This window comes from Catellatospora bangladeshensis (genome assembly GCF_016862575.1).
GTDB classification, from domain to species: domain Bacteria; phylum Actinomycetota; class Actinomycetes; order Mycobacteriales; family Micromonosporaceae; genus Catellatospora; species Catellatospora bangladeshensis.
On the sequence record NZ_BONF01000053.1, the window covers coordinates 1 to 20,767 of the forward strand.

The 20,767-nt window shown below is 74.9% G+C and carries 8 protein-coding genes; 1 reads left to right on the plus strand and 7 read right to left on the minus strand.

The genetic code is table 11. The features are described from left to right. The 7 genes from Cba03nite_RS35570 to Cba03nite_RS35600 form a co-directional block, all read right to left on the minus strand. A partial coding sequence (locus Cba03nite_RS35570; protein WP_203756227.1) for a non-ribosomal peptide synthetase occupies nt 1-3,042 on the minus strand: 3,042 nt, incomplete at its 3' end. 2 nt (nt 3,043-3,044) lie between these two features. After that, complete coding sequence (locus Cba03nite_RS35575; RefSeq protein ID WP_203756229.1) at nt 3,045-7,493, minus strand: non-ribosomal peptide synthetase; 4,449 nt, start codon at nt 7,491-7,493, stop codon at nt 3,045-3,047. Next, on the minus strand, nt 7,493-7,711 hold the full coding sequence (locus Cba03nite_RS35580) for an MbtH family protein (RefSeq protein ID WP_203756231.1): 219 nt from the start codon (nt 7,709-7,711) through the stop codon (nt 7,493-7,495). Before Cba03nite_RS35580 ends, Cba03nite_RS35575 begins: the two co-directional genes overlap by 1 nt. A gap of 32 nt (nt 7,712-7,743) precedes the next feature. Next, nucleotides 7,744-9,303: a PfaD family polyunsaturated fatty acid/polyketide biosynthesis protein gene (locus tag Cba03nite_RS35585; protein WP_203756233.1), complete on the minus strand. Its 1,560-nt coding sequence runs from the start codon at nt 9,301-9,303 to the stop codon at nt 7,744-7,746. Continuing rightward, on the minus strand, nt 9,300-11,945 hold the full coding sequence (locus Cba03nite_RS35590; protein ID WP_203756235.1) for a hotdog family protein: 2,646 nt from the start codon (nt 11,943-11,945) through the stop codon (nt 9,300-9,302). Before Cba03nite_RS35590 ends, Cba03nite_RS35585 begins: the two co-directional genes overlap by 4 nt. An 8-nt stretch (nt 11,946-11,953) precedes the next feature. Further along, nucleotides 11,954-14,104: an SDR family NAD(P)-dependent oxidoreductase gene (locus Cba03nite_RS35595; protein ID WP_203756237.1), complete on the minus strand. Its 2,151-nt coding sequence runs from the start codon at nt 14,102-14,104 to the stop codon at nt 11,954-11,956. Between the two features lie 59 nt (nt 14,105-14,163). After that, complete coding sequence (locus Cba03nite_RS35600) at nt 14,164-18,033, minus strand: type I polyketide synthase (RefSeq protein WP_203756239.1); 3,870 nt, start codon at nt 18,031-18,033, stop codon at nt 14,164-14,166. Between the two features lie 689 nt (nt 18,034-18,722). Between Cba03nite_RS35600 and Cba03nite_RS35605 the strand changes: the two genes are divergently transcribed. Continuing rightward, nucleotides 18,723-20,726: an AfsR/SARP family transcriptional regulator gene (locus Cba03nite_RS35605; RefSeq protein ID WP_203756241.1), complete on the plus strand. Its 2,004-nt coding sequence runs from the start codon at nt 18,723-18,725 to the stop codon at nt 20,724-20,726. The last annotated feature ends 41 nt before the right edge of the window (nt 20,727-20,767 follow it).

Here is a 20,767-nt window from a genome sequence, read left to right on the forward strand (position 1 = left end):
CATGTGCGCCTGACGCGGGAAGGGCCGTACTGGCTGACGGGCCTCCCCCGAACCCGCCAGCGTCGCGGCGAACCTGGCGACGGTGCGGGCGTCGAACAGCGCGCGCAGCGAGGCGTCGATCTTCAGCTCGGTGCGGATACGGCTGATCAGCCTGGTGGCCAGCAGCGAGTGGCCGCCCAGGTCGAAGAAGTCGTCGTCGACGCCGAGCTGCGGCACGCCGAGGACCTCGGCGAACAGCCGGCAGAGCGTCTCCTCCTGCGGGGTGCGCGGTGCCCGGCCGGTGCCGGCCTGCACCTCGGGTGCGGGCAGCGCCCTGCGGTCCACCTTGCCACTGGCGTTAAGGGGCAGCTCGGGCAGCACCATGATCACCGACGGGACCATGTGTTCGGGCAGCGTGGCGCCCAGCGCGGCCCTTACGGCGGCCGGCTCGGCGTCGCCGGTGACGTAGCCGACGAGGCGGTTGTCGCGGGCCACGGCCACCGCGCGGGTCACTCCCGCGAGGGCGGTGAGCGCTGCTTCGACCTCGCCCAGCTCGATCCGGAACCCGCGCACCTTCACCTGGTCGTCGACGCGGCCGACGAAGACCAGGGCGCCGTCGGGGCGGCGTCGGACGAGGTCGCCGGTGCGGTACATGCGCCCGCCGGGCTCGGGGGCGTAAGGGTCGGCGACGAACCGCTGCGCCGTGAGGGCGCTGCGGCCGTGATAGCCGCGCGCCAGCTGCACCCCGGCCAGGTACAGCTCACCGGTCGCGCCGACCGCGGCCGGGCGCAGGTGCCGGTCGAGCACGTGCAGCCGGGTGTTCCAGACGGGGTGGCCGATCGGCACCGAGTCGCCCGCGTCGGCGGGGTCGCACGGCCAGTAGGTGACGTCGACGGCGGCCTCGGTCGGGCCGTACAGGTTGTGCAGCGGCACGTCGAGCAGCGCCGCGAACCGGTGCTGCAGGTCGCTGTCGAGGGCTTCGCCGCTGCAGATGACGCGGCGCAGGCCGGTGCAGGCCGCCGCGGCGGGCTCGGCGAGGAAGGCGTGCAGCATCGACGGCACGAAGTGGACGGTGGTGATCTGCTGCCGCTGGATCGTGTCGGCCAGGTGGGCGGGGTCCAGGTGGCCGCCGGGGCGCAGCACCACCAGCCGGGCGCCGGTGATCAGCGGCCAGAAGAACTCCCACACCGACACGTCGAAGGTGGCGGGCGTCTTCTGCAGGACCCGGTCGTCGCCGGTCAGCGCATACTCGTCCTGCATCCAGAGCAGGCGGTTGACGATCGAGCGGTGGCTGACGACGGTGCCCTTGGGGCGGCCGGTCGAGCCCGACGTGAAGATCATGTAGGCGGGGTGGTCCGGCAGCACGCCGACTGCGGGCGGGTCCGCCGGGAAGTCCGCCGCGAGTTCCCGCCGGTCGAGGACCAGCACCGGAGCAACGTCGGCGAGGATCAGGTCGATGCGCTCACGAGGGTAGTCCGGGTCGATCGGCACGTAAGCCCCGCCGGCGGTGACCACGGCCAGCAGCGACACGACCTGGTCGACCGAGCGGGGCAGGACGACCGCGACGAAGGTCTCCGGGCCGACGCCCCGGTCGATCAGCAGCCGGGCCAGCCGGTTGACCCGTGCGGCCAGCTCGGCGTAGGTCAGGGTCTCGTCCTCGCCGGACACGGCGATCGCGTCGGGGGTGCGCGCCGCCTGCGCGGCCAGCAGCGCGGGCAGCGTGGTGTCCGGCACCGGCCGGCCGGTGGCGTTCCACGCGTCCAGCCGCTGCCGCTCGGCGTCGGGCACCGGGTCGATCTCGGCGGGCCGGACGGCCGGGTCGGCCGCGATCGCGGCGAGGGTGCGGGCGAGCCGGTCGGCCAGCGACCGTGCCGTGCCGGCGTCGAACAGGTCGGGCCGGTAGTCCAGGTGCAGTGCCGGGGCCGGTTGCGGGATCAGCACCAGCCGCAGCGGATAGTGCGCCCCGTCGCGCTGGGACACCCCGCTGATCCGCAGCCCCGTGCCGGGGATCTCGGCTCCGGTGAGGTCGAACGGGTGGTTGTCGAGCAGCACGATGGTGTCGAACAGCTCCGGCATGCCCACCGCCCGGTGGACGTCGGTGAGCCCGAGGTACTGGTGCTCGGCGAGCGCGGCCTGCTCGTCCTGGACCTCGCGCATGGTGTCGAGCAGCGGGCGGGCCGGGTCCAGCCGCACCCGCACCGGCACGGTGTTGATGAACAGGCCGACCATCGCCTCGACGCCGGGCAGGTCGGCGGGGCGGCCTGACACGGTCGCGCCGAACACGACGTCGTCGCGGCCGGTGAGCGAGGCCAGCAGCGCCGCCCAGGCGCCCTGCACGACGCTGTTGACGGTCAGCCCGTGGGCGCGGGCGACGGCCGCCAGGCCCGGGTCGACGGGCACGGTGACCCGCTCGGCCCGCACCACGCCGCAGGTGGCCCCGGCGACGCGGGTCGGTTCGGTGACGCCGTCCAGGACGCGCGCCCACTGCTCGCGCGCCTGGTCGCGGTCCCGGCGGCCGAGCCAGCCCAGGAAGTCGCGGTACGGCGGCGCGGGCGGCGGGACCGTCCCCTGGTACAGCGCGAACAGCTCCTGCATGAGCAGCGGCATCGACCAGCCGTCGAGCAGCAGGTGGTGGTTGGCGGCGACCAGCCGCCAGCGGCGCGGGCCGATCCGGGCGACGAGGAACCGGACCAGCGGCGGGCGGGTGACGTCGAACCGCTGCGCCCAGTCGTGCTCGACGGCCCGGCGCAGCTCCTCCTCGCGGTCGGTGTCGGGCAGGCCGCTCAGGTCGAGCTCGCGCCACGGCAGTGTCACGTCGCGTTCGACGACCTGCACCGGATCGCCGTTGGCGCGCTGGCGGAACCCGGCGCGCAGGTGGGGGTGGCGGCGCAGCAGCGCCTCCGCGGCGGTCCGCAGCCGGGCCGGGTCCAGCTCGCCGTCCAGGTCCAGGCTGGTCTGGACGGTGTACACGTCCTGGCCGTCGGCGTCGAGCAGCGCGTGGAACAGCAGTCCCTCCGCGAACGGCGACAGCGGCAGGATGTCCTCGATGCGGGAGCCGGGCATGCTCAGAGTCCCCGTTCGTCGACGAGTAGTGCTTCCAGGTCGTCGAGTTCGGACTGGTCGATGGCGACCAGGTCCAGGTCCGACGGGGTGAGGCCGCCCGCGCCCGGATCGTCGGCGTGGGCGGCCAGGCCGTGCAGCGCCTGTGCCCACAGCTCGGCGAGTTCGGTGACGTCCTGGCCGTGGATGCGCGACGCCCACACCCACTCGGCGACCAGCTGGGGGCCGTCGGGGGTGTCGCGGACGTGCGCGTCGATCTCGATCGCGTGGCCGAGCGGCTGCCCCGGGTGGGCGGCGTGGGTGAGTTCGTGGCCGGGCAGCAGCCGCCAGCCGTGGTGACCGGTGCCCGCGTCGAGCCGGCCCAGGTAGTTGAAGGCCAGCCCGGGGCGCGGCGCGTCGAGCCGGTCACGGAGCAGGCCGTAGCCGCTGCCGTTGCCCGGAACCTGGCGCAGCTGCTCCTTCACGGTCTTGAGCACCCGGCCCGCGGCGGGGCCACCGGCGGCGATCTCCGCCCAGTCCGCGCTGCCGGGCACGAGCCGGACCGGGTACTGCGCGGTGAACCAGCCGACGGTGCGCGACAGGTCCAGGTCGGTGTCGTCGCGGCCGTGCCCCTCCAGTGCCAGGTGGACCGTGCCGCGGCCGGTCCATCTGGCGGCGGCCGGTGCCAGCGCGGCGAGCAGGACGTCGTCCGGGCCGCAGTGGAACAGCGCGGGCAGGCGGGTGAGCAGCGTGTCCACCGTGGCGCCGGTGAGCCGGACGGTGGTGCGGCCGGCGGTGCCGGCCACGTCCTTGTCCGGGTCGAGGGGCGCGGCGGCGGTATCGGCGACGATCCCGCGCCAGGCGTCCAGCTCGGCGGTGCGGTCGGCGGCGACCAGGCGCCGGGCGTACGTGCGGAACGAGACCGGCACCGGCGCCAGGTCGGCCCCGGCGGCGGCCGCGGCCAGGTCGGCGGCGAGCACCCGCCAGGAGACGCCGTCGACCGCGAGGTGGTGTACGACCAGGAGCAGGCGGCCGGGGTCGCCGTCGTGCCACACGGCCTGCAGCAGCACCCCGGCGGCGACGTCGAGCCGGTCCCGGGCGTCCTCGACGGCGAGCTGGTCGACGGTGTCGACCCGGCGGATCAGCGACGCGGCGGCGACCGAGCCGGCCGGCATGATCTGCCAGCGGCGGGCCGCGACGTCGAACCGGGAGCGCAGCACGTGATGGGTGTCCAGCAGCTGCTGCAGGGCACCGGTCAGGGCGTCGGGCCGCAGCCCGGACGGCACCTCCAGCACGATCGCCTGGTGTACGGCGTCGAGCGGGCCGCCCGCGTCGAGCCAGCCGGTGACGATCGGCGTGAGCGGCACCTCGCCGATGCCCTCGGCGGCGGGCTCGGCCACGGTCCGTTCGGCTTCGACGGCGGCTGCGGCCAGCGCGGCGATGGTGCGGCCCTGGAACACGTCACGGGCGGTGAACTGCAGGCCCGCCGCCCGCGCCCGGCTGACCAGCTGGATCGCGACGATGCTGTCGCCGCCGAGTTCGAAGAAGCTGTCCTCGGGGCCGATCGACGGCACGCCCAGCACCGCGGCGGCCAGCTCGCAGAGCAGGCGTTCGCGCTCGTCGCGGGGCGCCCGGCCGCCGCCGGACCCGAGGTCGGGCCGGGGCAGGGCCTTGCGGTCGACCTTGCCGCTGGTGTTGAGGGGCAGCGTGTCCAGCACCACGAACGCGGCGGGCACCATGTGCTCGGGCAGCGCCGCCGCGGCTGCGGCACGGGCGGCGGCCGGCTCGACCGCGGCGTCGTCGCGGCGGGACAGGTACGCCACCAGCCGGCGGTCGCCGGGCCGGTCCTCGCGGACCACGACGACCGCGTCGGAGACGCCGGGCACCGCCCGCAGCGCCGCCTCGATCTCGCCGAGCTCGATGCGCTGCCCACGGATCTTCACCTGGTGGTCGCGGCGGCCCAGGAACTCCAGCTGCCCGTCGGGGGTCCAGCGGGCGTGGTCGCCGGTGCGGTACATGCGGGCGCCGGGTGCGGTCGCGAACGGGTCGGCGACGAACGTGGCGGCGGTGCGGCCGGTGTCGCCGAGGTAGCCGCGGCCCACACCGGTGCCGCCGACGTACAGCTCGCCGGGCACCCCGGCGGGCAGCGGGCGCAGCGCGGGGTTCAGCACGTACAGGCGGGTGTTGCGGACCGGCCGTCCGATGGGGACGACTCCGCCGTCGGCCACGTCGCCGTCGCGCAGCACCGCGTGGGTGACGTCGTCGGAGCATTCGGTCGGGCCGTACGCGTTCATCAGCGGGATCTGCGGATACCTGGCGAACCAGCGGCGGCACAGGTCGGCGGGCAGCGCCTCGCCGGTGACGACCAGCCAGCGCAGCTCGGGCAGCGCGACGGCGGGCAGGCCCGCGTCCCAGGCGTCCAGCGCGGCGCGCAGCAGCGAGGGCACCACCTCCAGGATGGTGACGGCGTGCGCGGCGGCCAGGCCGAACAGCTCCATCGGGTCGCGGGCGGCGTCCTCGTCGGCGACGTGCACCTGGCCGCCCACGATCAGCGCGGCCAGCATCTGCCATACCGAGATGTCGAAGGTGAGGGGCGCGTTGGCCACGATCCGGTCGGTGGCGGTGAGCCCGAGGTCGTCCACCTTGGCCAGCAGGTGGTTGAGCGCGCCGCGGTGGTGCACGAGGGCGCCCTTGGGCCGGCCGGTGGAGCCGGAGGTGAAGATGGCGTACGCGAGCCCGTCGGGGTCGGGCCGCCCGGCGGGGTCGGCGTCGCCGTCCAGGCCCGGACCGGGCACGACCGCGACCGGGTCGATGTCGGCCAGCAGCGCCGCGACCCGGTCGGCGGGGTTGGCGGGGTCGACCGGCACGTAGGCGGCGCCGGTCTTCAGCACGGCCAGCACCGTGGCGATCATGTCGGTGGAGCGGGGCAGCATGGTGGCCACGAACGTCTCGGGCCCGGCGCCGCGGGCGGCCAGCGCGCGGGCCAGCCGCTCGGCGCGGTCGTTCAGCTGCGCGTAGGTGGTCGTGGCGCCCGCGTCGACGACGGCGACCGCGTCGGGGGTCTGCGCGGCATGCCGTTCGAACTGCTCGACCAGGGTGCCTTCGGGCAGCGGCCGGGGTGGGACGGCGCCGGTGCTCAGCACTCTGGCCTTCTCCACGGCGCCGATGGTGTCCAGCCGCCCGACCGGGCGGTCCGGGTCGCCGACCAGCGCGGTGAGGAAGACGGCGAAGCGCCGCCGGTGCTCGGCGAGCTCGGCCGTGGTGTACAGGCCGAGGTCGCCGTCGAAGTCGATGCGCAGCCCACCGGTGTCGGGCAGGCCGTAGATGTGCACGGCGAGCCCGTCGACGGGACCGTTGGTGAGGTTGTGGAACGTGGACGCCGCCGGGCCGAACTTCACGTCGAACGGGAACGACATGACGTTGATCTCGATGTTGAACAGGCCCCGGTCGTGCTCGAGCGCGCCGCGTTCGCGGCGGATGTCCTCGTAGCGGTAGCGCTGGTGCAGCAGTGCCTCGCGCATCTGCGCGCCGACGGACCGGGCGAGCTCGGCGAACGGCTGCTCCGGCCGCACGCTGACCCGCAGCGGCAGCACGTTGGACAGCATGCCTGGGGTACGCAGCAGCAGCTCGTTGTCGCGGGCCAGCACGGGCAGCGCGAACGTCAGCTCGGCCGCGCCGGTCAGGTGGTGCACGTAGGTGGCCAGGCCGGCGACGACGAGCGTGGTCCAGGGCACCCCGGCCGTCCTGGCGGCGGCGCGCAGCGCGTCGGTGGCGGCGTCGCTGAGCCTGCCGGTGGTGCGGAAGACCTGGCCGGTGGGCGCCGCCGACGAGGTGGACAGCGTGACCGGCTCGGGTGCGCCGTCCAGCAGCCCGGCCCAGTAGGCCCGGTCGGCCTCGTACCGGGGCGAGCCCCGGTAGGCGGCCTCGTCGGCGAGCAGCTCGGCGACCGTGCCCATGGTCGGCGCCGGGCAGGGGCGGCCGTTGACCAGCGCCGAGTAGATGACACCGACCCGGCGGGCGATGATCAGGCCGCTGTACCCGTCGGCGGCCAGGTGGTGGACGCGCTGGTACCACAGGTGGCGCTCGGGGCCCAGGCGCAGCAGCGCGCCGGTGCCCAGCGGCGGGCGGCCGAGGTCGACCGGTGCGGCCAGGTCCTCGTCCATCCACTGCCGGGCGGCCTGTTCGGGGTCGGGCCGGTCGCTCAGGTCGACGTCGTGCAGCGTCCAGTCGGACAGGTCGGCCAGGTGCTGGCGCACGGTCGTGTCGTGCTCGGTGAAGTAGAGCCGCAGGCTCTCCACCTCGGTGACGACCTGCGCCATCGCGCGGGCCATCAGGGCCCGGTCCAGCGGCCCGGCGATGTCGGTGTACTGGGCGACGCTGTACTGCCGGCCGGCGTCGGCGAGCTGCTGGGCGAACCAGAGCCCGTGCTGCCCGGCGAGCAGCGGCAGGCCGCCGCCTTCGGCCCGGGTGTCCATCAGGCCTGCTGCTCGGCCATGCGCCGGGCCAGGCTGGCCGGGCGCATGTCGGTCCAGTGCTGCTCGATGTGGTCGAGGCAGTCCTGCCGCGGCGCGGGGCCGAAGACGGTGCGCCACCCGGCCGGCACGTCGGCGAACGCGGGCCACAGCGAGTGCTGGTTCTCGTCGTTCACCAGCACCAGGAAGGTGCCGTTGTCGTCGTCGAAGGGGTTGCTCATCTGGGTTCTCCGATCCGGGTACGGGCCGCGGCTCAGCCGACGGGGATGACGCGGTAGGCGGTCGCGGGCTGCGGCAGCCGGACCCCGGCGAGCCGCAGCTGGTGGACGCGGGCAGCGACGGCCGCGCCCCGCAGCAGGTGGTGGGACACGTCGACGACGGAGCGGTTCTCGGGTGCGGCGAGGTAGGTGCCGGCCGCCCACTGGTTGAACGCGCCCATGGCGGGGCCGCACCAGATCTGGTAGTCGACGGTCCGCTCGGTGTCGCCGGTGGACGCCCACCGCGACGACAGCCCGAGATACCAGCGGAACAGCAGCGCCATGCGCCGCCGCGGGTCGGCCTGGGCGGCTTCGAGCTGGGCGGGGTCGCGGTGGGTGAAGAACTCGACGACGTCCTCCCAGACGTCGGCGATCGTGCGGCGCAGCACGACGGTCTCCAGCCACTCGCGCTCCTCGGCCGGCAGCGCCTCGAGGCTGTCGTAGCGCTCGTAGCAGCGGTGCAGGCGCCCGGCCCGCTGGGCGAACATGGTGCCGCGTTTGAGCACCTGCACCCGCGAGCCGAACTCGAACATGTCCGCCGACGGGGCCAGGCCCACGTCGGCGATGCCGGCGGCGGCGAGCATGCGGCGGGCCTGGGCGGAGGTGCCCGCCTCGCGGCAGGCCTGGTTGACCGAGCCGGTCACGACGTAGTCGGCGCCCAGGGCGAACGCGGCATGCACGGCGGCCGGGGTGCCGATCCCGCCGGCCGCACCGAGCCGCACCGGGCCGAGGTGGGGGTGGCGCTGGCGCAGCGCGTCGCGGAGCCCGGCCAGCGCCGGGAGCAGCACGGCGAGCGGGCGGCCGTCGGTGTGCCCGCCGGAGTCGGCCTCCACGGTGACGTCGTCGGCCATGGGCGCGTACGCCGCGAGGGCGGCCTGCTCGGCGCTGATCAGCCCGGCGTCGGCCAGGGCGGTGACGATCGCCGGGTCGGCCGGGGTGAGGAAGCGCTCGGCGACCTCGGGCCGGGACACCTTGGCGATGACACGGTTGGCGGCGGCCACGGTGCCGTCGGGTCGGCGGTGCAGGCCGGCCAGGCGGTAGTGGACGAGCGGCGCGGTCAGGTTCATGAACGCCGACGCCTCGACGCAGCGCACGCCGTGGCGCAGGCACAGGTCGACCACGGCGCGTTCCACGGCGGGCTCGTGCGGGGCATGCAGCAGGTTCACCGCGTAGGGCAGGCCCGCCGCGTGGGCGGCGAGGTGGTGCAGGGCCTGCTCGATGCGGCTGGGCGCGACGCCGCCGGAGCCGTACGCGGCGAGGTAGCCGTGGCGGGCCATGGCCGTGACGAGTTCGGGCGAGCCGATGCCGCCGGCCATCGCGCCTGCCATCAGCGCGTACGTGACGCCGTGGGCGGTGCGGAAGCCCGGGTCGCCCAGCCGGGTGGCGGGCAGCGGGGCCAGCGACAGCACCGGCCGCGCGCCGCGCGCGGGCAGGACGTGGGTGAGCGCGACGCCGGCCGGGGTCTGCACCACGTGGCAGGGCAGCTCGACGGCGTTGAGGACCTCGTTGATGCCGGCCGGGTCGGTGCGCGGGCCGGACAGCGCCGGGGCGGTCATGCGGCACCGTCCGGGCGCACCGCGAGCGCGACGCCGCTGACCTCGTAGATGCGCAGGCCGCGTTTCCACACGTTCGCGTCGGCGACGACGACCAGGCCGGCGTCGTCGCGCCGGACGTCGCTGACGTGCAGGTCGAAGAGCATCTCCGGGTCCTCCCGCAGGATCTGGCCGCGGTATCGCCACGTCATCGGGACGCCGGCCGGGCGGACGAAACGGGCCGGGCCGAGGCCGTCGGTCAGGCCGCTGCGCATCACGTACACCTGCAGGGCCTGCAGGATCGCCTCGACGCCGAGCGAGCCGGGCATCACCGGGTCCAGGTAGAAGTGCCGGGCGAAGTACCAGTCGGCGGGGTCGATGCGGCGGCGGGCCAGCACGTAGCCGCGGCCGTGCGTGCCGCCGCCGGGGACCAGGACCGCGTCGTCGATCAGGGCGAGGCGGCCGTGGCCCAGGTGCAGGCCGTCGCCGTCACGCGGCCGCCGCCAGCCGGGGTCGCCCGCGATGTCGATGCGCTGCGCTTCGGCAGCCGGGTGGGCGTCCAGCCACGGCGGGACGAGGCGGCCGCCGTCGAGGCCGGTCTGGTTGGCCAGCGCCGCGTCGTTGAAGTAGCCGAACAGCGACTGCCCCTGGTAGAACGGCTCGCCGTCGACGGTCAGGGTGTAGGCGAGGTCCTGCAGGATGACCCCGGCCAGCCGCTGGGTGGACAGCAGCGTGGACTTGTGGCGCACGGTGCGCCCGCGCAGGTCGACGTCGCGCAGGACGGTGGCGGTGCCGTTGAGGTTGCGGATCGAGTAGGTCTCCTGCGGGTCGCCGAGGATCGAGCCCAGGTACGCGGTGGTGAGCGCGGCGGCCTGCAGCGAGGTCTCCATGAGCACGCAGTTGGGCATGTCGGCGGTCCCGGACTCGTGGTAGTACCAGGAGTCCGGTGCGGAGTCGTACTCGGACACCATGCGGGCGCCGTCGGTGACGGCGTCGCGGGAGCCCTCCAGCGACATGATCCGGTCGACGTACTTGAAGTCGCCGTTGGCGCCGCGCGGGCTGCGCCGCCCGTCGTAGACGGCGAACTCGGGGCCCATCCCGGTGGGCAGGTCGCCCAGGCAGATGTGCGCCAGGTGGAACTCGTTGACCAGCGACGGGTCACCGGCGGCGTTGTGTCTGCCGAGGAAGCGGACCGGGCGGCCTCCTGCCTCGGGCCGGTAGGCGGTGCCGGGGCGCTCGCGCACCTGCAGCGCGAAGTCGTGGATCCGCACCACCGCCCGGTCGCCGTCGTAGCAGGTGATGTCGGCGACGACGGTGGGGCGCGGGAGCAGGTCGATGTCGGTGACCTCGGCGACGTAGCGCAGCCGGGACGACGCCGGGGTCACCTGGCCGCGCATGGTCAGGGTGCCGGGACGGCCCGCGACCGGCTGGAACTCCGCGTCGGGGAAGACCAGGTGCAGGCCCAGGAACATGGCGTACGTCTGCAGGACCTGGGCGGCCCCCTCGACGATGAGCGAGCCGGGCAGCAGCGGGTCGCCGGGGAAGTGGCAGGCGAAGTACCAGTCGTCAGGGCTGATCCGCTGCACGGCCTCGATCCGGCCGAGTTGGCGCGGGCCGCCGGTGCGGTCGATCCCGGTGACCTCGTCGAGCACCAGCAGCCGGCCGTGGGGCAGCCGGATTGCCGGGTTCAGGCGCTCGGCGCCGGTGCCCTGCCGCCAGGCTGGGCCGAACACCTGCGCGCACTCCCCCGCGGCGAGCTGTTCGAGCGCGGCGCGGTCCAGCCGGGTGCGGTCGGTGCGGGCCAGCGGCTTGAACCAGCCGGGGGTCATGGCCCCGGTGCGTCTGCGGTCGGCGGGTGAGCTGACGATTCCCCCGGCGGCGTCCAGCGCCTCCCGGGTGAAGAAGCCGGCGCGGGCGCCGTGCAGGGAGAAGACCGGCTGGTCGCCCGCGTGGCAGGTGGTCCGGAAGGCGAAGACCAGGTTGTCGCCCAGCGCGGTGAAGCTCTCGATCTCGGTGTCGTAGCGCAGGGTCTGCCCGGTGCGCGGCCGCGGCCCGTGGAACACGGCCTCGCCGCCGAGCAGCCGGAAGAAGCGCTCGGCCGGGCGGTCCAGGTCCACGCCGAGGTACGCGGCCAGCAGCATGCAGCTCTGCCCGGCCTCGGTGGCCAGGCCGATCGAGACGTCGCCGTCGACGGCGAACCAGGCGTCGTGCGGGATGTCGTACTCGACGGTGATCGCTGCCGGCCCGAACTCGCCGGTCGTGCCCTCCAGCCGGGTGACGCGGGAGGCGAACAGGAACGGCGGCGCGGGCAGCCTGGTCCGGCCGGGCAGCTCGTCGACCGGTGCGAACCGGGGGCCGAAGACGTTGGCGGCCTTGCCCGTGGCGAACTCCAGCAGGTCGGCCTCGTCGAGGATCGGCCGCCCGGCGGCAGGACCGGACGCGGCGACCGGACCGGACGCGCTGGTGGGACCGGATGCGGCGGCTGGACCGGATGCGGCGGCTTCCAGTTCGCGCAGGACCCGTTCCTGCACCGCGTGGTGGGCGCTGATCGCGGCCAAGTGGGCGCGCGCGACAGCGGCGCCGAGCCGCCCGGCGGCCGGGACCGCGGGCCGGTGTGCGTATGCGACGTCCTCGTCGAGGACGATGGTCTCACCGTTGGGGGGCATGTCCGTCCTCATCGGGCGCTCACCCGGAACTTGTCGTTGAGCGCCGCCGCGCCGACGGCTTCGAGGTCGTCGAAGACGGCGAGCACGGTGCCGTCCTCGGCGCAGGCGACGAGGGTGGCGCGGTGGACGCTGCCTTCGGACACGACGTTCTCGACGATCGCGTAGAACGGGGTGTCGTCGGGCAGCCGGTGGTAGAGCCGGAATCCGGCGGCGCGGCTGGGCAGGCTGCTCACGCCGTGGTGGCGGCGGACCCATACGGACAGGCTCTGCAGCAGCAGGTCCAGCAGGGCGGGCTGGTAGCCGGCGGTGCCGTAAGCGCCGCCGCCGAGGCCGGGATCGCGCAGGCGGCAGGCCGTGATCAGGCCGGTGTCGCCGTCGGCGAGCAGCCGGCGGATGCCCTGCAGCGCCGGGCCGTGGAACAGGGTCCCGTCGGTGTAGACGTCGATCGCTTCGCCGCCGTCGAGCGGGGGCAGCCCGTGCCGGGCCGGTGCCGCCTCGGGTGGTGCGGTCAGCAGTTCCGCCCGGTAGCGCGGGCGCCCGCTCTCGTCGCGGACCGTGACCTGGGTGCCGCCGTCGGCCGCGGTGGTCTCGAAGCGCAGCTCGGCCGGGCCGGATTCGCCGAGGACCACGCCGCGGTAGACGACGATCTGCCGGGCGGCGCGTGCCGTGGGATCGGCGACGTTGAGCATGGCGCCGAGCGCGCCGGTCATCGGCAGGACCGGCTTGCCGTCGATGGCGTGGGCGAGGACCGCGGGGTCGGCGGACAGCGGCGCCAGGCTGCGGTCGACCGGCCCGCCGGTGGGTCCGGCGGGCGCGGGGCCGGTCAGCGGCGCGTCCGGTCCGACGATGACGAGCTGGTCGGCGGCGGGGGCGATCATCCGGTCGGTGAAGACGCGCACGCCCTCGTCGACGGGGATCAGGGGCACGCCGCGTTCGGTGAACAGGCGCGCCAGTTCCGGGGTGACCATGCCACCGGCCCACGCGCCCCAGTTCAGCGCGACGGTGTGGATGCCGTCGCGGGTGCGGTGCAGGGCCGCGGCGAGCCGGTTCAGCGCCTCGTTGGCCATGGCGTAGTCGGCCTGGCCGGCGTTGCCCCGCCAGCCGGCGATGGACGAGAACGCGGCGACGTGGCGCAGCCGGTCCAGGTCGAGCGCGGCGAGCACCGCGAACCAGCCGTGCACCTTCGGGGCGAGCACGCGGGCGGCGTCGTCGGGTGCCTTGTCGGCGATGCGCTGGTCGGCGAGCACGCCCGCGCCGTGTACGAACCCGGTGATGCGGTCGCGGTGGGGTGCCAGGGCGGCCCGCACCGACTCGGTGTCGGCGACGTCGGCGACGGCGTACTCGGCGGCGGCCCCGGTGGCCCGGATCGCGGCGAGCGTCGCCCGGACCTCGCGGGCGGCGGCCAGGCCGCGGAACTCTGCCTCCACCTCGCGCGGGGTCGGCTGCTGCCCGGCCGCGCGGCGCTGGGCGACGATCGCGGCCCGCAGCCGGTCGTCGGGGATGCCGTGCGCCCAGTCCGGTTCGTCCGGCAGCGGGCTGCGGCCGAGCAGGATCAGGCCGCAGCCGGTGCGTTCGGCCAGCGCGGTGGCGCAGTGGGCGGTGATGCCGCGGCCGCCGCCGGTGACCACCATCAGGTCGTCCGGGCCGACCGCCGACCCCGCGGCGGGCGGGGCCGCCAGGGGTGTGCTGGTCAGCGTGCGCCGACGGCCGTCGCGGTGGGCGACCTGGGGCAGGTCGCGGCGCGGGTCGGCGAGTTCGGCGAGCACCAGCTCGGCGCAGTCGTCGGCGGTGATGTCGGGGGCGATGTCCAGCGCGCGGCAGAACAGCTCCGGCGCCTCGATCGCGAGGGTCTTGACCAGGCCGGTGACGGCGCCGAGCACGGCCGCCGGGCCGTCGGCATCCTCAAGGCCGAACGCCCCGTCCAGCCGGGTGAGCGTGACGAACGCCGCCCGCCCGCCGGCCCGCTCCAGCACCGGCTGGTAGCGCCCGGCGAGGGCGAGCGTGTCGGCGAGCACGCCGGTGGCTTCCTGCGGGTCGGCGGCCATGGCGGGCAGCTCGACGAGCACCAGCCGCAGCTGGTCGACGTCGGCGGGCTCCGTATGCACGTGCCAGCCGCTGTCGCGCAGCTGCCGGGCGATGGTGCCGTCGCCGCCCAGCACCAGCGCCTGCGGGTCGGTGCCGTAGGCGGCGGCGAGCCGGTCCGGTGGGGGGAGGTCGATCAGGCGGCCGGCCCGCTGCTCGACGACAGGGCCGCGAGGGCTTTTGGGGAGGTGCCCGCCTCCCCCGGTGCGCCGCCCTGGGCGGCGGTGACCACCGCGATGATGTCGTCGAGCGTGCGCGTGGCGGCCAGGCTCTCCGGCGTGATGGCCCGGGCGTCGGGGAACCGGTTGGCCAGCGTGGACATGATCTCGACCCGCTTGATGGAGTCGATGCCGAGGTCCGCCTCGATATCCATGGTGGCGTCGAGCATGTCGGCGGGGTATCCGGTCTTGTCGGCGACGATCTCGAGCAGGACGCCGCGCACGTCGCCGCCGGTCTCGGCCGCGGGCTGGACCGATGCCGCGCCGTTCGCGGCGTCTGCCGACGCCGCGGTGGCCGCCGGTGCCGCGGTCGCGGTGGCGGGGGCCGCCGGGTGGCCCGGACCCGTGAGGTGGGCGGGAGCCGTCGGGTCGGCCGGAGCCGTCGCCGGGGCCGGAGCCGTCGCGTTAAGCGGAGACGTGGTGTTGAGCGGCGCCGTGGCGGCCGGTGCGGCGGCGTGGATCGGGGCCGGTGCGGCGAAGGCCGGCGCCGTACGGTCGGCGAACCGCGGCGCGGGCGGCACGTAGCCGACCGCCGCCGTGGGCGGCTGCGCGCCGGGCCAGTCCGTCTCCACATAGGCCGACTGGCCGACGGCGAGGGTGTCGCCCGCCCCGGCCAGGGCCCGCAGCACGTCGCTGGCCTGCCCGTGGCTCTGGCTGATCGCGATGCCGTGCTCGGTGAGCGCGGCGATGCCCGCCATGACCGACTCGCGCGGCCCGTTGGCCACCTCGTGCTGCAGCAGCGCGGCGATCCGCTCGGCGACCTGCAGCTGGGTGGCCAGGAAGTGGCCGTGCATGGTCAGGTGCTCGCCGGCCAGCGTCGCCAGGTGGGCGGGCGAGGCGGCGGGCGCGACCGGGGCGAGCACGGCGGTGACCGCCGCCGCGACCGGCGCGGGTGCGTCCGTCGTGGCCGCCTGCGGTGCGGGGACGCGGTATCCGTTGTCCAGCGCGTCCTGGTAGTCGTCGCGACGCTGCTGCGGGATGTGGTTCATGCCGTCCAACTCGACGCTCAGCCCCTTCCGGGTGGGTTGGTGGATCTCGGGCGCGGTGTACCGGTTGATGCCGGTCAGCGGCATGCCCAGCACGGCCAGCTGCGCCGCGAGCTGCTTCACGGCCCGGTCGGCGTCGCCGCGCGGCCCGTTGTCGGCGTTGAGGACGACCACGTCGGGGTGGTCGCCGAGGGTGGCCCGGACCAGGCCGGACAGCACCGAGCGCGGTCCGAACTCGACGAAGACCCGGAAGCCTTCGTCGTACATCTGGCGCAGGCGGGGCTCGAAGGCGACGCGCGAGGTGAGCTGACCGACCAGCACGTCGCGGTTGGCCTGCGGGTCGGCGCCGTACACCGCGCCCTCGGTGTCGGCGTACACCGGGAACGCGGGCTCGCCGGGCTCGGTCTGGGCGAGCGCCTGCGCCCAGTGCTCGGCCGCGTGGGCCACGTACGGCGTGTGGAACGCCGCGGCGACGGGCACCTTGCGGGCGGTGATGCCCTGCTCGGCGCAGGCGGCCAGCACCTCGTCGACGGCGGCCGTGCCGCCGCCGACGACCGTCTGGTCGGGTGCGTTGAGGTTGCAGATCAGCACGTCGGGGTGCTCGACGAGCAGCTTCTCGACGCGTTCGCGGTCGGCGGCCAGCGCCGCCATCGCGCCCGGGTCGGTGAGCTCGGCGGGCCGCTGCGCCATGGCGCGGCCGCGGGCCTGGGCCAGCCGGTGGAACTCGGCGTCGGTGAGGCTGCCGGCCGCCCACAGGGCGGTGAGCTCGCCGAAGCTGTGGCCGAGCGCCCCGTCGGGGCGGAAGCCGAGCTGGTGCAGGTAGCGGTACTGCCCGGCGGACAGCGCGCCGATGGCGGGCTGGGCGCGGTCGGTGGCGCGCAGCGCGGCCTCCTGCTCCTGCGAGACCTGCGGGTCGAACGCCGGTGGCGGGAACACCACGCGGCCGAGCGCGCCGTCGTCGGAGGCGGCCGCGGCGGCGTCGTAGGCCGCGCGGACGGGCGGCAGCGCGAGCGCGGCGGTGGCGCCCATGCCCACGTACTGGCTGCCCTGCCCGGCGAACAGCGCCGCGACGCGGCCGGGGACGCCGCCCTCGCGGCGGAAGTGGATGCCGCTGCCCAGGTCGAGCCGGTCGAGGCCGGGCTCGGCGGCGAGCCGCTGCCGGGCGGTCTCCCGTTGCGCGGCGCGTTCGGCGTCGTCGCGGCTGACCAGGGCGATGCGGGCGTGTCCGGCGGGCACGGCGTCCTGCGGGTCGCTGCCGTGCGGGTCGTCGCGCAGCAGGTCGAGCAGCTGCGCGACGGTGGCCGCGTGCCAGAGCCGCACCTGCGCGGTGCGGTGCAGGGCCGCGGCGTCGGCTGCCGGGTGCTCCTCCAGGACGCAGTGGAAGTTGGTGCCGCCGAACCCGAACGACGACACCGCCGCGCGGCGCCGGTCGACGCCGGGCTGGGTGATCCAGGGCCGGGTCCGGCTGTTGACGTAGAACGGCGAGTCGTCGAAACCGGCCGCGGCGCGGGGGCGGGTGACGTTGATGGTCGGCGGCAGCACCTTCTGGTGCAGGGCCAGGGCGGACTTGATGACGCCCGCCACGCCGGCGGCGCCCTTGGTGTGCCCGATCTGCGATTTGACGCTGCCCACCGCGACGGTGCCGGCGGCGGCGCCGGCCTCGGTGTAGACGTCGCGCAGCGCGGACAGCTCGGTGAGGTCGCCGACGGGCGTGCCGGTGCCGTGGCACTCGATGAGCCCGATGTCGGCCGGGGTGAGACCCGCGTCGGCGTAGGCCCGGCGCAGCGCGGTGACCTGGCCTTCCCGCCGGGGCGCGTAGATGCTCTTGAACCGTCCGTCGCTGGAGGAGCCGAGGCCGCGGATCACGGCGTAGATCCGGTCGCCGTCGCGTTCGGCGTCGGCGAGGCGCTTGAGCGCCAGCATGCCGAGGCCTTCGCCGATCATGGTGCCGTCGCTGTCCTCGTCGAACGGCCGGATCCGGTCGGTGCGGCTGAACGCGGGCGTCTTGCTGAAGCACAGGTACATCAGGATCGTGTTCTCGGCGTCGACGCCGCCGGTGAGCATCAGGTCGGCGCGGCCGCTGACCAGCTCGTCGACGGCCATCCGCAGCGCGGCCAGCGAGCTGGCGCAGGCGGCGTCCACGGTGCAGTTGATCCCGCCGAGGTCGAAGCGGTTGGCCACGCGGCCGGCGACGACGTTGCCGAGCATGCCGGGGAACGAGTTCTCCTGCCAGGGCGCGAACGCCTTGGTGAACTTGGCGGCGATCTCGTCGGCGTCGCGGTCGGTGAGGCCGCAGCTGCGCACGACCTCCTTGAGCACGGGCGTCTGCAGGCGGCTGACCAGCGGCTGCACGATGGAGGTGGGGCCGGTGACCCCGAGCACCACGCCGGTGCGGTCCGGCCGGTACCACCCGCTGTCGAAGCAGTTCGCGTCGCGCAGGGTCTGCTCGGCCACCACGAGGCTGAGCAGCTGCAGCACGCCGGTGACTTCGAGAGTGGCCGGCGGAATGCCGTATTCGAGGGGGTGGAATGCGGTGGCCGGAATGAATCCGCCGCGCCTCGAATAGGTCTTGTCCGGCACCGTCGGATCGGGGTCGTAATAGTCGTCGAGACGCCAATGCGTCTCGGGCACGTCGGTGATGCAGTCGACGCCGTCGACGATATTGCCCCAGTACTCCCGCACGTCACCCGCCTTAGGGAACAGTGCGCCCAGACCGACGATCGCGATCGGCGATTCGCCGAGCGTCCCGCTGCCCGCCGGTGCGGCGGACGCCGTCGCCGGCGCATTCATGGTCTCCGTCACGACAGACCCCCATTCCTGCTGTGCGGGTCGACCGATGGTCGCGATCTCCCCGGTCCGAACAAACGACTGTCCGCTCGCGGCGGCGGTGCACATTGGACTCGTTCGAGTCGTCATCTGCCTGGTGGAGAATGCCTGCCGGAGCACTGAGCGGGCACCGGGCCGTCGGTGGCCCGGCGCCGGAAGCGACGCTAGCCAACCGGCCTGGAATCACCGTGGCATCGACATGGAACGGCGGTGGGGGCGGCGGAGCCGCGGTGGGCGGCCCGCCGCGGTACACCGTCCAATCGCCATTGAAATGCATGGCTCAATTGACATCTATGAATTCATGTGCCCCCACGGAACCGGCGCGATCCGCTAGCATTCCGCCGGGCGGGAATCGGATGTACAGATTTTGTACACGGCCAGTACAGAACCGACGTGCCGTTGTTTTGCGGCTTGGCATACTGTTCCGCGCTGGAGCGCCATTACCCGAGAGTGAGGCACCATGGAATGCCGCATGAATCCCTCGGCCGCCCGCGGCCCCGGACTCCCGGCGCGGGCACGCCGCCCGCTCGGCCGCGACGCCTCCGCGGGCTCCGCCCCGCGCCGGGCCGGGCCCTGCCGAGAAGCGGACCGGCGATGACGCGCCGGCAGGACGAACGCCACGACGGACGCAGGTCCGGTCCACATCGCGGAGGTCTGTTCTAGCCATGCACGGGGCGATCACCTACGCCGTCCTCGGCCCATTCCAGGTCCGGCGTAACGGGCACGAAGTCGACATCGGTCACATCCGGCAGCAGGCGATACTGGCGATCCTCGTGCTGGCCGAGAACCGTCGGCTCACCGCCGACGAGCTGCTGCGCGCGGCGTGGGGCGAGGACGCCCCGCCCAGCGGCGCCAAGATCATTCCACCGTACATCTACCGGCTCCGGCGAGCCCTCAACGCGGGCCCCATCAACCCCGAGGACCCGGCGGCGGGCACCCGCATCCTGCGCCTGCGCGACGGTTACCAGCTGCGGGTGGATCCCGAGGCGGTCGATCTCACCGAGATGACGGCGCTGGTCGACCGGGCCCGCGAGGCACGCCAGGCCGACGACCTGGTGCGCGCCCGCGACCTGTTCGCCACCGCGCTGTCGCGCTGGCACGGCGAACCGCTCAGCGCGCTGCCCGGTCCCTACCTCGCCGCCTACCGCACCCGGCTGCTGGAGACCAGGCTCGGGGTGCTGGAGGAGCGGATCGGCGTCGACCTCTCGCTCGGGCGGCACCTGGAGGCCACCGCGGAGCTGTCCGGCCTCGTCGTGGACAACCCGCTGCGGGAGAGCCTGGTCGGCCTGCTCATGCTCGCGCTGTACCGCAGCGGGCGCCAGGCCGAGGCGCTGAAACTGTTCCACGCCACCCAGGAGGCGCTGCGCGAGGAGCTCGGCATCGATCCCGGCCCGGAGCTGCGCACCCTGCACACCGACGTGCTGCGCGCGGACCCGGGGCTGGACGCGCCCAGCCCGCCGCCGTCGGCCGAGATCGCCGAACCCGCGCGGGCCAGGGCCGCCGTGCCCGTCGCCGAGCCGCCGGCGCTCGCCGCCCACGTCGCGCCCGTCCCCGCGCCGGCGCGCACGGCACCCCCGCTGTTCCCCCGGCCGCGCCGCGACCTGCCCCGCGACCTGGTCGACTTCGTGGGGCGCCACCGCGAGATCATGACGCTGGCCGGCGAGGCCTTCGACCCGGGCGCCTCCGGGTCGGCGCGGCCGATCGCCGTCGTCAGCGGCATGGCCGGCGTCGGCAAGACCAGCCTGGCGCTGCACGCCGCGCACCTGGTCGCCGGCTGCTACAGCGACGGGCAGATCTACCTCGACCTGCGCGGGCACACCACCGGACGGGAGCCCAAGACCCCCGCCGAGGCGCTGGAGAACCTGCTCGGCGCCGTCGGCGTCGGCGCCGAGCAGATCCCGCCCGGCCTGGAGGACCGGGCCGCCCTGTGGCGTTCCCACGTGGCCGGCCGCCGGCTGCTGCTGGTGCTGGACAACGTGCTGTCCGCACCGCAGGTCCGCCCCATCCTGCCAGGCAGCCCGATGTGCCGGGTGCTGATGACCAGCCGCCACGACCTGACGGGTCTGGACAGCTCGCTGCGGGTGTGGCTGTCGGGGTTCGACGTCGGCGAGGGCCTCGCGCTGCTGGAACGGGTGCTCGGCGCCGACCGGGTCGCCGCCGAGCCGGACGCCGCCCGGCGCCTGGTGGAACTGTGCGACGGGCTGCCGCTGGCCATCCGGATCTGCGCGGTACGCCTGCGCAAACGGCCGCACTGGCCGATCAGCCGCGTGGTCAACCGTATGCAGTTCGAGGACCGGCGGCTGGCTGAGCTGTCCACCCACGACCAGCGGCTGACCACCGCGTTCGCCGCGTCCTTCGACCGGCTGCCCGCCCCCGAGCAGCGCATGTTCGTCCGGCTGGCGGTGCTGTCGAGCGAGTTCGACACCGTGGCCGCGGCACGTGCCGGGCACGTCACGGCAGCCGAGGCCGAGCAGTCGCTGGAGTACCTGCTGGACGCGAACCTGCTGGTGCAGCAGCGGGCCGACATGTTCCACATGCCGCCGCTGCTGCGCGGCTACGCCAGGACGCTGGCCACCGGCTTCGGCCGCGAGCACCTGAACGTGCGCGCCTCACCGCTGAACGCCTCGCACCGGTCTCTGCCGGCCGAGGCCCGGAGCCGGGTCCGGTGACCGGCCGCGCGCCCTTCCCACCGGCGGGAGGGCGCGCGGCG